This window comes from Xanthobacter autotrophicus (assembly GCF_030015065.1).
GTDB lineage: Bacteria > Pseudomonadota > Alphaproteobacteria > Rhizobiales > Xanthobacteraceae > Xanthobacter > Xanthobacter autotrophicus_D.
Map to the genome: position 1 here is coordinate 13,759 of NZ_JAIVFN010000014.1, position 12,488 is coordinate 26,246.

Consider the following 12,488-nt stretch of genomic DNA (forward strand, 5'->3'; position numbering starts at 1 on the left):
GCTAGACCTCACGCGACGCGTTCGCCCAAGCTTTGGCCCCAAGCTCCGGCGTCGGCAGGCGGACCGTCGCCCGCAGGCCGCCTTCCGGCCGGTTGGACAGGCTCACCTCGCCCCCATGGGCGCGCAGGATGGCGCGGGCGATGGGCAGGCCGAGGCCTGCGCCACCGGTCTCGCGCGAACGGGAGGTCTCCAGCCGCTCGAAGGGGTCGAACACCCGCTCCAGGTCCGCCTCCGGAATGCCCGGCCCGGCATCGTCGATGGTGACGAAGGCCGCTTCCCCGGCATGGCTGATCCCGACCGTCGCGCCCGCGCCATAGCGCTGGGCGTTCTCCAGGAGGTTGCGCAGCGCGCGGCGCAGGGCCATCCGGCGGAGCGGGAGGATGTGCGGCGTCGACACGACGAGGGTGACGGGCGGGCCCGAGGCGGAAAGCTCCGCCGCGAGATCGGCCAGGAGGCCGGTCAGGTCCACCGGCTCCAGGGGCTCCGCCACCGACACGCCGCGCGCGAAGGCCAAGGTGGCCTCGGTCATCTCCTGCATCTCGTTGAGGATGAGGGTCATGCGCTCGCGGATCTCGTCGTCCTCCACCATCTCCGCACGCAGCCGCAAGGCGGTGATGGGCGAGCGCAGATCGTGGCCGAGCGCCGCCAGCATCCGCGTGCGCTCGCCGATCATCCTGAAGAGCCGCTCATGCATCCGGGCCAAAGCCTCGGCGAGCGCACGCACCTCGCGCGGGCCGTCGCGCGGCAAGGGCGGCGGCTCGGCGCCGAGCCCGAAGGCGTCGGCTGCGGCGGCCAGCCCGCGCAGGGGACCGGTGATCCGCTTGAGGCCCAGCCAGAGCGCGCCGAGAAGCAGCAGCAGCGTCAGCAGGGTCGAGGCGAGCGCCTGCGGCGGCAGATGCATGCCGGGCCGCTCCAGCCGGGCGGCGGCGTTGAGCCAGAGGCCATCCGAGAGCGGCAGCGAAAGGCGCAACTCGGCCGGGGCGATGCCGTAGTCCCTCAGCCATCGCATGGGGGACGGTGGCCCATGGCCGCGATGAAAGGTGTCCCAGGCCTCCTGCGCGCGGGCGCCGGGCCAGTCCACCGCAATGTCCGAACGGCCCTCAGGTACTGCAGGATCGGGGGAGAGCGCGAAGCGCAGGGCACGGGAGGTGGCAGCCTCCACCAGTTCGCCACGCACGGGCGCGGGGCCCCCGTCGACGAGCCTGGCGAGCCGCGTCGCGTGCTCGGCCGCCATGGCCCGCTGATCCGCCCGGATGATCGCGCCCCGCTCCGCCGTGAACAGCCAGAAGCTGGCGATCTGGCCAACGATCATGGCCGCCACCGAAAGTAGGGCCACCTGGGCCAGAAGGCTGCGGGGGAGGGGGAATTTCATCTCGCCTCCCGCACATCGGCGGCGAGGCTGTAGCCGCCCGCCCGGATGGTGGTGATGATCTTCGGCTCGGCCGGGTTCACCTCGATCTTACGGCGCAGGCGGCTGACCTGGTTGTCGATGGTGCGGTCGAAGGCGTCGGCGCTGCGGCCGCTGGTCAGGTCCATCAGCTGGTCGCGGGAGAGCACGAAGCGGGGCCGCTCCAGAAAGGCCACCAGCAGCTTGAATTCTGCGGTGGTGAGGGCGACCTCCCGTCCGTCCGCCGCATGCACGAGTTGGCGGCTGTCGGTATCAAGTACCCAGCCGGCAAAGGCCAGCTTGCGCCCGCCGAGGGCGCCCGCCAGCAGTTCGGGCCGCTCGCTGCGGCGCAGGATGGCTTTTACCCGGGCCAGCAGCTCGCGGGGGCTGAAGGGCTTCACCAGATAGTCGTCCGCGCCGATTTCGAGGCCGACCACCCGGTCGGTCTCCTCCGCCAGCGCGCTGAGCATGAGAATGGGCGGGCCGCCAGCAGCGCTCAGGCGGCGCGCCGCCGACAGCCCGTCCTCGCCCGGCATCATCACGTCGAGGATCACGAGATCGAAGCGTCCGCCCCGCAGATGCTCGTCCATCTCGGCCGCCGACTTTGCGGTGGTGGCGCGCAGGCCATTCTTCTCCAGGTACCGGCCGACCGCGTCGCGGATCTCGCGGTGATCGTCCACGACCAGGATGTGGGGAATGTGAGGGTGCTCGGCCATGGGGCAGGTTTAGCGCCTCCTTGGACGACCCGGAAAACCAATTGTCGCGTCCGGTCGCGAAGCCAGGGCTTGCGACAGAGCGATACACTTCGCCCCTTCCCCCGATATCCTCCTGCGACGCAGCCCGCCCACCTTCGCCCCATCGACACGCACAAGCGATGAGGTGAGGACATGAAACGCAAGACGCTCGCGATCCTGGGCGCCGTCGCCGCAATTGCCGTGGTCGGCGCTCTCTCCATCCCCGCCATTGCCGGTGGCCCGGGCGGCTGCTGGGGCCGCGGTCCCGGCTTCGGCATGATGGGCGGCCATGGCGGTCCCGGCTGGCAGGGCATGGGTGGCCCAATGGGCGGTGGCATGGGCGGTGGCATGCATGGGCCTATGGGCCGCTTCGCCGCCGCGCAGGTCTACATGACCTTCGACGCCGACGGCAACGGCACAGTGACCGTCGCCGAGGCGGAGGCCGGCATCGAGAAGCTGCGGGCGAGCCATGATGGCGACGGCAACGGCACCTTGTCCCGCGAGGAGTTCGGCAAGCTCTTCGCCGAGGTGACGAAGACCATGGCTGACCGCCCCTTCGCCATGCTCGACGCCAATGGTGACGGCCAGCTGAGCGCCGAGGAGATGCGCTTCCCCGCCCAGATGATGGCGCGGATGCAGGCGTGGCACGGCCAGCAGGCTGCGCCCGGCGCCAAGCCGGGGAAATGACCTGGAGCAGGTGGCGGCCCCGCGCGGGGGCCGCCACCTCGTCCGACACGGAAAGGAGAGGACATGACCGCCCCCATCACCACCGGATATTCCCGCACCCAGATCGCCCTGCATTGGGCCGTTGCGGCCCTCGTTGCCGCCCAATATCTCTTCAACGATGCCATCGCCGAGGCCTGGAGCGCTTATGTGCAGGGCAAGGCCTACGGCTTCGACCCGCTGGTGCTCGCCCATGTGGCGGGTGGCGTCCTCATCCTCGCCCTGGTCCTGTGGCGCATCGCCCTGCGCACGACGCGCGCCGCGCCGCCGCTGCCCGAGCGCGAGCCCCCGGCGCTCGCCGTGTTGGCAAGGGTGACGCATCTTGCCTTCTATGCGGCGCTGATCGGGCTTTCGGCCACCGGGGCCCTCGCCTGGTTCGTCGATGTGCGGCCCGCCGCCGGCGCCCACAACGTGCTGAAGGTGGTGCTGCTGGCGCTGATTGCCCTGCACGTCCTCGCCGTGATCTTTCACCAGAGCGTGCTGAAGAGCGGCATCATGCAGCGCATGGTGCGTCCCGGCGTCTGAGGGCGGGGGCGTCGTGGGATCTCAGGCGGGTGAAACCGCTTCGGCTTCCAGCCGGCCATCGCGAAGGGCAAAGATGCGGTCGAAGCGATCAAAGATCTTCTCGTCGTGGGTGACGGCGATGATCGCGGCATCCTGATCGATGGCGACCTTGCGCAAAAGATCCATGACGATCCCGGCGCGCTTGGAATCGAGAGCCGCGGTGGGCTCGTCGGCCAGGATGATGCACGGGCGATTGGCCAGCGCGCGCGCGATCGCGACCCGCTGCGCCTCGCCGCCCGAAAGCTTGGCCGGCATCGCCGAGCGTCGATTGCCGACCTCCAGATAGTCGAGGAGCTCGGCCGCGCGTGCCCGGGCCGTCTCGGCATCCTTGCCGGCCAGGCGCAGGACGAGGGCCACATTCTCGGTTGCGTCGAGAAACGGGATCAGGTTGTGGAACTGAAAGATGAAGCCGATCTTGTCCAGCCGCAGACGCCTGAGATCCGACCTCAGCCAGCGACCATCCTCGATCACGCGCTCGCCATCGAGCTCCATCGCGCCGGACGAGGCGTCGAGGATGCAGCCGATCACGTTCAGCAGTGTCGTCTTGCCGGATCCTGACGGACCCAGCAGAGCCACCACCTGGCGCGGGTAGACCGTCAGCGAGACGTCGCGCAGGGCGTCGACACGCGTTGCTCCCGTGCCGAAATGCTTGGAGATGTGATCGAGCCGAACCAGGGGATCACCGGCCAATGGCATGTCGCCTAACCTCCGAGCGCCGTGGCGGGATCAACCCGCAATGCCGCGCGAACACCCAGGCCGCTCGACGCGATGCAGACCGCAAGCACGACCAGGCCGAGCCCGGCCACATTGTCCACATCGAGGACCACCCGACGCGGGAAGTGATCCTTGATGGCGAAGATCATGGCCGTGCCGAGCGCGAACCCAATCAGGCCGAGCGCCAGCGCCTGCTGCACGATCATCAGGACGATCGTGCGATCGGGGGCGCCGATCAGCTTGAGCGTCGCGATCTGCTTCAGCTTCTCCATGGTCATCGTATAGATGATGAGGGCGATGATCACCGCGGACACAAAGAGCAGGATTGTCGTGAACAGCCCGATCTGGCGCCGGGCGCGATCGACCAGCGAGCGGGACAGGATATCCTCCTGCTCCGCCTGCGTGATGGCCGAAAAGTGTTTCCATCGACGAATCGTCTCCGCCACGGCATCCACTGACGCTTTGGGCTGAAGGCGTGCGACGACGGCATTCACCGTGTCGCGACCGGCCGCCGCGGTTCCGCGTGCGATCTGGACGCGGGCCGCGGGAGGACCGAGATCGAACTGCAGCTTCTGCGCATCGCCCAACGTGATGTAGACCGCCGGGTCGCCGCCGGAATTGACCTGGTGCCGGGTCAGGCCGACGACCGCGAACGTGTTGCGCCCGAGATCGATCCTGTCGCCGAGAACAAGTCCGCTCGCCTGGTCGGCGACCATCTCGAAATGGCTGCGCACGATGGCGCGTCCTTCCGCGATCTCCGGCGGTCCCCCGGGCCGCGTCGGCTCATAGCCGATGACGTAGAGACGGAGCTTGCGGCCTTGATGCTCGGCCTCGACGGTCTGGTAGGTGATGCCGCCGGCTGCGGTGACGCCGGCGATGCGCGCCACCGCCTCGCGGACATCGCCCGGAATGCGGGACGCTTCGGCGAAGGGGCCGCGCGAGTTGGCTTCCACGACCCAGAGATCCACCGCCGGAGCACGCGCAATCGTCAGGGCGTCAACGACGATGCCGCGATAAATTCCGATCATCGCCATCACCACCCCGAGCAGAAGGGCGAGCCCCAGGCAGGTCAGCAGGAAGCGCCCGAGGTTGTGGCAGATGTCGCGATAGGCGAGGTTCATGGGGCGCCGGCCTCGATGACGCGCGCGGCACGGCCCTCCTTGAAGGCAGGATCGACCTGCGTGACGACCAGCGCTCCCTCGGGCAGGCCGCCGAAGATCTCGAGCCGCCCATCTTCGGTGCGATGGCGAAAGGCGACGAGACGGCGCTCGAGGCGCCCCTGCTCGACGGTCCAGACCTTGCCTTCCCGCCCGTCATAGCCTTGCACGGCGGCTTCCGGAACGAGCAGCGCCTTGTCGAGCGTGGCGACAGAGATCCAGAACTCGACTTGCTCGCCGAGGAAGATGCGGGGCGGAGGATTGTCTCCCTTCACATAGATGCGCCGCTCTTCCGTGACACGGTCGCTTTCAAGACCGATGCGCGCCACGCGCCCGGCGAAGCTCTGCTGCGGGGTTGAGCGCCTGCGGGCCTCCACGCGCTGGCCCTCCTCGATGAAGCCGGCACGCGCCTCGTCCACATAGGCCAGCCCCCAATAGGTGCCGACCGCCACGAGGGAAAAGATGGGCTCCCCCGGATTGACGACGCTGCCGGCCTCCTTGTGGCGCGCGATGACGATGGCGTCGTAGGGTGCGACCAGCGTGCGATGGCGCAGCATGGTCTGCTCAAACTGCAGCTGGGCGCGCGCATCGGCGAGTTGGGCCTTGGCGCTTGCAAGCTCGCTTTCCGCCACAAGCGCATCCGCATTGGCGACAGCCTCGTCGCGCAGCGTCTCCTCGGCGACCTGCTGGGAGACGATGTCGCGTCCCGCCAGGGTTTGCTTGCGCCGGTTGGCCACCTGCTTCTGGGCGAAGACGGCCTTCGCCTTCTGGAGGTTCGCCTCGGCGCGGCGGATGTTGACCTCCGCGATCTCCGCTGCGGCCACCGCCTTGGCAACCTTGGCCTCCTGCTCCCCCGCATCGAGGCGCGCAAGCACCTGCCCCTGGGACACGCGGTCCCCATGATCGGCCAGAAGCTCGGTGAGGGTCGCACCGACCTCGAAGCCGATCTTGGACAGCACCTGGGCCTCGACGGTGCCCAGGCCGAACACCCGCACAGGCACGTTTTGCTCTGGATATGCGACACTGACGGGAATGGGTCTGCTGCCGGCGAAGAAGACCCCCGCCGCAAGCACCGCGACCGCCGCGGCGGACAGGGCCACCGTCCTGAGCATCCGTCCCTTGGGACGCCTTTCGGCGGCGCCAGCGGATGAGGAAGGCATGGGCGGCTGCGCCTCGTCTTGTCCGTCCGACACTTTCACCTCCTGCCAGAAGTCTCCACAGCGTCGCACCGACATCCGGGTGAGGCCGATATCAGCATCATTTCGGACGCGGCGCATTGCTCGGACCTCGGGCGATCCTCGGTAGGCTCAATGCGCGCGGCGACTTCGAGCCTCTTCAACGGATCCAGCCCCGCCTGCACCAGCACAATCGGGATCAGACGGGCATCCACGTTCGGGAATATTCTGACCATACATCAAGCCAGCATTACACATTGCCTGATTCGACGTGGCCATAAGCGACCATTCCGCGCCGGCGGGCGGTGCGGTGCGGTGCGGACGTAAAACCTGCCGCTTGAGTTCTCTCAATGCGGCATCCGCCACTCTCGGGTGTTCTTCGCCATGGAGATGCCTGTTCAAGGTCGATGGCGCCTCGTCGCGGCGTGAAAGAGAAACGTAGACATGCGACACATCAAGCTGGCCCTTTTCGGCATCCTCGCTTTCATGTCCGTGCTGTGGATCGCAGCGGAGCCTGGGGTGTTCCAACGGAATGGCTTCTTCGCGGTGCGGGCGGTAGCGGCGCAATATACCGGCGTCCTGGCCATCGCCGTCATGAGCGTGGCGATGCTGCTGGCCCTGCGCCCGCGCTGGCCCGAGCGCTGGATGGGCGGGCTCGACAAGATGTATCGCCTCCACAAATGGCTGGGCATCACCGCCCTTGTCGTCGCCGTCATCCATTGGCTGTGGGCGCAGGGGCCGAAATGGGCCGTGGGCTGGGGCCTGCTGGAGCGACCCGTCCGCGGCCCACGCCCACCCATCGCGAACCCGGTCGAGGCCTTCTTCTCAAGCCTGCGCGGCACCGCCGAGGGCATCGGCGAATGGGCCTTCTACGCGGCCGTGGCGCTGATCGCGCTGGCCCTGATCCGCGTCTTTCCCTACCGCTGGTTCTACAAGACCCACCGCCTGCTGGCGGTGGCCTATCTGGTGCTGGTGTTCCACACGGTGGTGCTCCTGAACTTCGCCGACTGGATGACGCCGCTCGGCGCGGTGATGGCCCTGCTGCTGGCCGGCGGCACCTTCGCCGCGGGCGTGGTGCTGGCGCGCCGGGTCGGCGCCGCGCGGCAGGTGAAGGGGCGGATTGCCGAGATGAACTATTTTCCGGGGGTGAAGGTGCTCGAAACCATCATCGATGTGCCGGCCGGCTGGCCGGGGCATCGGGCGGGCCAGTTCGCCTTCGCCCTGTCGGATGCCTCCGAAGGCGCGCATCCCTACACCATTGCTTCGGGCTGGCATCCGGACCATCCACGGATCACATTCATTACCAAGGAGCTCGGCGACCACACCAGCCGCCTCAAGGAGCGGCTCAAAGTGGGCCAGGAGGTTCGGGTCGAGGGGCCATACGGCTGCTTCACCTTCGACGACGACTGCCGCCACCAGATCTGGATCGGCGGCGGCATCGGCATCACCCCGTTCATCGCGCGCATGAAGCACATGGCCCTGCGCGGCGAGGCGCCCGACTGGCCGGAAGGACAGACGGCGGACCTGTTCCACGCCACCTCCGATGTGGACGAGGGGGCGCTCGCCAAACTCGGGTACGACGCGCGCTCCGCCAACGTGCGCCTGCACCTGCTGGTCAGCCCGCGCGACGGCCGGTTGACCGGCGCCCGCATCCGCGAGGCCGTGCCGAACTGGCGCGAGGCCAGCATCTGGTTCTGCGGTCCCGCCGGCTTCGGGGCGGTGCTGCGACGGGATTTCGCCGCCGCAGGGTTTCCCGTGGAGCAGAGGTTCCATCAGGAGCTCTTCGACATGCGGTGAGGCTGGCTCAACCTGTTGTGTCCAAATCGGAGGCGGGAGCCCGGACGGTGCGCAGAACCGCTGACCGCGGTTCCTCGTTGCGGCGGCTCACCGCCTGCAGACATGCCTCCTGCTGTGGTTGGGAAGGGACCCGCGCATCTGCCGTTGCTCGTCAACGGCGCGACGGTGGTGGGACCATCAGGCGGACGACAATCCCGACGACATCAGCCAGACCGAACAGGCCCGACGAGACGGGCCGGTCGCGACAAAGTACGTCAGAGGCGGCGGGCATCCGCCCAGGCCGGCGGCGAGGCCCGCCCCGTCACGCTCACATCATGCATCCCATGCCGGTGAGCAACTCGTTGGCCTTCTTTTTCTGGCCATCGCTGAGCGCGGCGTAGAGGCCGCTTAGCGGCTGCTTCATGTCCTTAAGAGCGGCGGCGCGGGCTTCCATCACCGCGATACGGGACTCCAGGCGCTCCACCGGCGTGTCGGCGTCAAAGCTGGCGCGCATGGCCTGGCGCAGGCCCTGCATGCTGACGAAATTGTTCTTCATCACCACCACATAGGCGTCCCATGCCTTGGCCTGCGCATCGGTGACGCCGAGCTCGGCCTTCAGGAAGGCAGCTCGCCCCTCAATGAAGGCGGGCAGCTCGCCATCGGCATCACCGGTCATCCAGCCACCGCAGCCGCCCATCATGCTCCGGGCCGCGCGCTGGAAGCCGGGGCCCCAGCCGCCCTGGCCGGGACCCATATAACCCGCACCCTGACCCATCATGCCCGGACCATAGCCGGGCCCACCGCCCATCTGGGCGCTCGCCGGCACGGCGGACAATGCCGCCGCGACCAGCGCGAACGCTGCGACGCCCGTGACGGAAAAAGACTTGATCTTCATGACGCTCTCCCTTCCTGTGGGCGGACACGTCCGCCCCTCCGACCTGAACCGGGGTTGAGCCCGAGCATTTTAGGCGCGCTTGCGCCTCCTGCCGCGTCGATCCACGCGCAATGCCCCAATCGTGATGCAGGACGGACGGCTTCCGCGGTCCTGTCGCGCGACCCACAGCGGCGGGCGGGCACACCCGAAACTGTCGTCACCGATGGCCGGCATCACCGCGCTACCGGCGATAGACCTCGATCAAAAAATGCGTTTGCACGCATATGCGCATGAGCGTAAATAGATCCCATGCAGCCTGCACTCACTCTTCTGTCGGCCTTGGCCGAACCCACCCGCCTCGCAGCGGTGCGCCTCCTATGGGACGGGCGCGAGCATTGCGTCTGCGAGCTCGTGCGCGTCCTCGGTGTCACCCAGTCCCGCATGTCGCGCCATATGGCGGTGCTCAAGCAGGCGGGCGTCGTGGTGGATCGGCGAGACGCCCAATGGGTGCGCTACCGTCGCAATCCCGAATTGCCGGCCGAGCAGGCAGCCATCATTGATGCTGTCCTCAACAGCCTGAACACCTCGTCCGATAGGAGAGCAGCGTGAGCGCTGACCTGTCATTGACCGGGCGCAAGCCGCCGCGGGAGGCATCGCCTCTGGCCTGGGCGGCGGCGACCGTCGCGGCGATCGCCCTCTGGTTCGTGGTCTATGCCCAGCTCGCGCCGTTCTCCCAATGGCTGGTGGCCCGCCTGCCGGTGGAGCCGGGCAGCCATCTTGCCGAGGCGGTCGCGTTCTTCATCTACGACACGCCCAAGGTGCTGATGCTGCTGACGCTGGTGGTGTTCGCCATGGGCGTGGTGCGCAGCTTCTTCTCCGCCGAGCGCACCCGTGCGCTGCTCGCCGGAAAGCGCGAGGGGCTCGGCAATATCGCGGCCGCCGGCCTCGGCATCGTCACGCCCTTCTGCTCCTGCTCGGCGGTGCCGCTGTTCGTCGGCTTCGTCTCCGCCGGCGTCCCCCTCGGCGTGACGTTTTCCTTCCTCATCGCCGCGCCCATGGTCAATGAGGTGGCGCTGGGCCTGCTGTTCGCGCTGGTCGGCTGGAAGGTGGCGCTCACTTATCTGGCCTTCGGCCTTGCGGTGGCCATCGTCGCCGGCTGGGTCATCGGGCGCCTGCATCTGGAAGGCTGGCTGGAAGACTGGGTGCGCAATGTGCGCGCCGCTCCGCTCGAACTGCCGCCAAATGGCATGACGCTGGTGGATCGCATCAGGGCTGGTCTCGACGCGGTGCGCGACATCGTCGGCAAGGTCTGGATGTGGATCATCGCCGGCATCGCGGCGGGCGCCTTCATCCACGGCTACGTGCCGGCGGATCTGCTCGCCTCCATCATGGGGCGGGATGCGTGGTGGTCGGTTCCGGCGGCGGTCCTGCTGGGCATTCCCATGTATTCCAACGCCGCGGGCATCATCCCGGTGGTGGAGGCCCTGCTGGCCAAGGGGGCGGCGCTTGGCACCGTGCTCGCCTTCATGATGGCGGTCATCGCTTTGTCCCTGCCGGAAATGATCATCCTGCGCAAAGTCCTGAGCCTGAAGCTGATCGCCGTGTTCGTGGGCGTGGTCGGCACCGGCATCCTCGCCGTGGGTTTCCTGTTCAACGCGCTGTTTTCTTGAAACAAGAAAGGCGAAGGCCATGAAAGAGGTGAAGGTGCTCGGTCCCGGCTGCTCCCGCTGCGAGGCAACGGCGCAGATGGTGCGCGACGAGGCGGCCAAGCTCGGGCTCGACGTCACGGTGGAAAAGGTCACCGACTATGCGGTGATCGCCGGCTACGGCATCGCCTCGACCCCCGGCATCGTCATCGACGGCAAGGTGGTGCACGCGGGCGGTCTGCCGAAGCCGGACGATGTCGCCCGCTGGCTCGCGGCGTGAGCGCCGCATGCTGGAATATAAGGTTCGTGCGTCGCGCATCGACGCTCACGGCAGCCTCGCCCGGACGAAAGAGGCCGAGATCACCCTCGACACCGACATCGGCGGGCGCGCCGATGCATTCAACCCGGCGGAACTGTTTCTCGCCGCCATCGCCCCGTGCATGATCAAGGGCATCGAGCGGGTGGCCCCGATGCTGAATTTCGAATTGCGCGGGGTGGAGGTCGCGCTCCATGCCGTTCGGCAGGATGCGCCGCCGAAGATCATCTCGGTGGATTACGAATTGATCATCGACACCGACGAGACGGAGCAGCGCCTGGCTTTGCTCCACACCAACGTCCGCAAGTACGGCACGATTTCGAACACTGTGGCGGAAGCGACCCGATTGGACGGGACCATCCGAAGGAAGGCATGAGCGTCGTGGGCGTGCGGACCCCGCCAGCGCGCATGCGATCAGTCGTGATCCATGAAAGGCCAAGTCCATGACGAAACGAAACGTGCGCACCGGCACCCGGTGAGCACGGCGATCGGCATACCCTTTCGGCGGTAATGCTCTGCTAGGCATCCACAAGCAGACGTTTCCGAGGTCCACAAAGGATCATCTCCAGCCCAGCTTGACAGCCATCCGCGGGGGAGATCTAGAGCAGATCTTCCCATTGTCGTGCGCCGTGCACGACACGGACGATCTCCGCCCCCTCGTCGATCTGGCGGTACAAAATCAAGTAGTTGCCGGCTGGGAGGCTTCTCAACTCAGGCCGCACCTCCGGCCGAGCAACGCCGATGCCTGGCATCTCCCCGATCCGCTGGCAACGGCGGTAAATATCTTCGTACCAGTGTCGGGCCGCCGAAGGATTGTCCTCGGCAATGTAAAGGGCGATGGCTTCGATGTCCGCCTCGGCCTGTGGTCGAAGCCGGTAGCTCATTCTCCCCCACGCCCAGCAATCTTGGCATCGAGCTTCTGCCTGATCCGGGCGAAGGCTTCCTCACCATCGACAGCGGGGCCGCTGCTCATGCCGGCATCCCACAACCGCCCCAGCTCTTCGACGGCCTTGGCACGCAGCGTCCTCCGGTGCTTCCAGTCGCGCAGGGCCTCCCGCATGACCTCGCTCGCCGACGCATACTCGCCGGTCTCGACCACCTCACGCATCATCGCCGCCATTTCAGGGGTGAGGGCGACACTCACCTTCTCGACATTGGCCATGAGATCGTTCTCCTTTTGTCCTATAGTAGGCAAGCTTACTACCAACAGCAAGCGGAGAGTTTTCGGAAGTCGGGAGCAGCCCGGCACCATCTCCAGCAAAGATGCTGCGCACCGCCATGACGGTGCGTAACGGCTAAGGCCGCGCTGGTTCAGTTCGTGCCCCCAAAGCAGGCGTTCCAAAGGGCCGCAACGGGTCACAGCCCGTAAGCGCGCCAGAGGGAGAGATCCCCGCAGTCCTCAGCCGAGCCGCATGGCCATCG

The 12,488-nt window shown here is 67.4% G+C and carries 15 protein-coding genes; 7 read left to right on the forward strand and 8 right to left on the reverse strand.

Translation table 11 applies throughout. The annotated features are described in order from the left end of the window. Nucleotide 1: 1 nt before the first annotated feature. Both K9U40_RS05130 and K9U40_RS05135 read right to left on the reverse strand, forming a co-directional pair. Nucleotides 2-1,372, reverse strand: coding sequence for an ATP-binding protein (locus K9U40_RS05130; RefSeq protein ID WP_282889135.1), 1,371 nt, complete (start codon nt 1,370-1,372; stop codon nt 2-4). Next, nucleotides 1,369-2,103: a response regulator gene (locus tag K9U40_RS05135; protein WP_282889136.1), complete on the reverse strand. Its 735-nt coding sequence runs from the start codon at nt 2,101-2,103 to the stop codon at nt 1,369-1,371. Before K9U40_RS05135 ends, K9U40_RS05130 begins: the two co-directional genes overlap by 4 nt. A gap of 171 nt (nt 2,104-2,274) precedes the next feature. On the opposite strand from K9U40_RS05135, the gene K9U40_RS05140 reads away from it, so the two are divergent. After that, nucleotides 2,275-2,808 (forward strand): EF-hand domain-containing protein, encoded by a 534-nt coding sequence (locus K9U40_RS05140; RefSeq protein WP_282889137.1) that lies wholly within the window; start codon nt 2,275-2,277, stop codon nt 2,806-2,808. A 63-nt stretch (nt 2,809-2,871) separates the two neighbouring features. Further along, nucleotides 2,872-3,369 carry a cytochrome b gene (locus K9U40_RS05145; RefSeq protein ID WP_282889138.1) on the forward strand — a complete coding sequence of 166 codons (498 nt, stop codon included), beginning with the start codon at nt 2,872-2,874 and terminating at the stop codon, nt 3,367-3,369. A gap of 21 nt (nt 3,370-3,390) precedes the next feature. Here K9U40_RS05145 and K9U40_RS05150 read toward each other — a convergent pair whose 3' ends face one another. Genes K9U40_RS05150 through K9U40_RS05160 form a run of 3 tightly spaced genes read right to left on the reverse strand, consistent with a single transcriptional unit; the run spans nt 3,391 to nt 6,379 of the window. Continuing rightward, entirely contained in the window at nt 3,391-4,104 is a 714-nt protein-coding gene (locus K9U40_RS05150) for an ABC transporter ATP-binding protein (protein ID WP_282889139.1), read from the reverse strand. Nucleotides 4,105-4,109: 5 nt separating this feature from the next. Further along, on the reverse strand, nt 4,110-5,243 hold the full coding sequence (locus K9U40_RS05155) for an ABC transporter permease (protein WP_282889140.1): 1,134 nt from the start codon (nt 5,241-5,243) through the stop codon (nt 4,110-4,112). After that, nucleotides 5,240-6,379: an efflux RND transporter periplasmic adaptor subunit gene (locus K9U40_RS05160; RefSeq protein WP_282889141.1), complete on the reverse strand. Its 1,140-nt coding sequence runs from the start codon at nt 6,377-6,379 to the stop codon at nt 5,240-5,242. The genes K9U40_RS05155 and K9U40_RS05160 overlap by 4 nt, the downstream gene beginning before the upstream one ends. A 519-nt stretch (nt 6,380-6,898) precedes the next feature. Between K9U40_RS05160 and K9U40_RS05165 the strand changes: the two genes are divergently transcribed. Continuing rightward, a complete protein-coding gene (locus tag K9U40_RS05165) occupies nt 6,899-8,251 on the forward strand; it encodes a ferredoxin reductase family protein (RefSeq protein ID WP_282889142.1) in 1,353 nt (450 codons plus the stop codon). A 307-nt stretch (nt 8,252-8,558) separates the two neighbouring features. Here the strand turns inward: K9U40_RS05165 and K9U40_RS05170 are convergent, their stop codons facing one another. Further along, nucleotides 8,559-9,125: a Spy/CpxP family protein refolding chaperone gene (locus tag K9U40_RS05170; protein ID WP_282889143.1), complete on the reverse strand. Its 567-nt coding sequence runs from the start codon at nt 9,123-9,125 to the stop codon at nt 8,559-8,561. A gap of 288 nt (nt 9,126-9,413) precedes the next feature. Here K9U40_RS05170 and K9U40_RS05175 point away from each other — a divergent pair, with 288 nt between their 5' ends. From K9U40_RS05175 to K9U40_RS05190, 4 genes are read left to right on the forward strand one after another with little or no spacing between them, the layout of a single operon-like run. Continuing rightward, a complete protein-coding gene (locus tag K9U40_RS05175; protein ID WP_282889144.1) occupies nt 9,414-9,713 on the forward strand; it encodes an ArsR/SmtB family transcription factor in 300 nt (99 codons plus the stop codon). Beyond that, the gene (locus K9U40_RS05180; RefSeq protein WP_414114852.1) at nt 9,710-10,774 is read left to right on the forward strand and encodes a permease; all 1,065 of its coding nucleotides are present in this window, start codon (nt 9,710-9,712) and stop codon (nt 10,772-10,774) included. Before K9U40_RS05175 ends, K9U40_RS05180 begins: the two co-directional genes overlap by 4 nt. Before the next feature lie 19 nt (nt 10,775-10,793). Further along, the gene (locus tag K9U40_RS05185) at nt 10,794-11,030 is read left to right on the forward strand and encodes a thioredoxin family protein (RefSeq protein WP_282889145.1); all 237 of its coding nucleotides are present in this window, start codon (nt 10,794-10,796) and stop codon (nt 11,028-11,030) included. A 7-nt stretch (nt 11,031-11,037) separates the two neighbouring features. Next, nucleotides 11,038-11,442 carry an OsmC family protein gene (locus K9U40_RS05190; protein WP_282889146.1) on the forward strand — a complete coding sequence of 135 codons (405 nt, stop codon included), beginning with the start codon at nt 11,038-11,040 and terminating at the stop codon, nt 11,440-11,442. A 223-nt stretch (nt 11,443-11,665) separates the two neighbouring features. Here the strand turns inward: K9U40_RS05190 and K9U40_RS05195 are convergent, their stop codons facing one another. Both K9U40_RS05195 and K9U40_RS05200 read right to left on the reverse strand, forming a co-directional pair. Next, on the reverse strand, nt 11,666-11,950 hold the full coding sequence (locus K9U40_RS05195; protein ID WP_282889147.1) for a type II toxin-antitoxin system RelE/ParE family toxin: 285 nt from the start codon (nt 11,948-11,950) through the stop codon (nt 11,666-11,668). Then, complete coding sequence (locus tag K9U40_RS05200) at nt 11,947-12,228, reverse strand: ribbon-helix-helix domain-containing protein (protein ID WP_282889148.1); 282 nt, start codon at nt 12,226-12,228, stop codon at nt 11,947-11,949. Before K9U40_RS05200 ends, K9U40_RS05195 begins: the two co-directional genes overlap by 4 nt. Between the last annotated feature and the right edge of the window lie 260 nt (nt 12,229-12,488).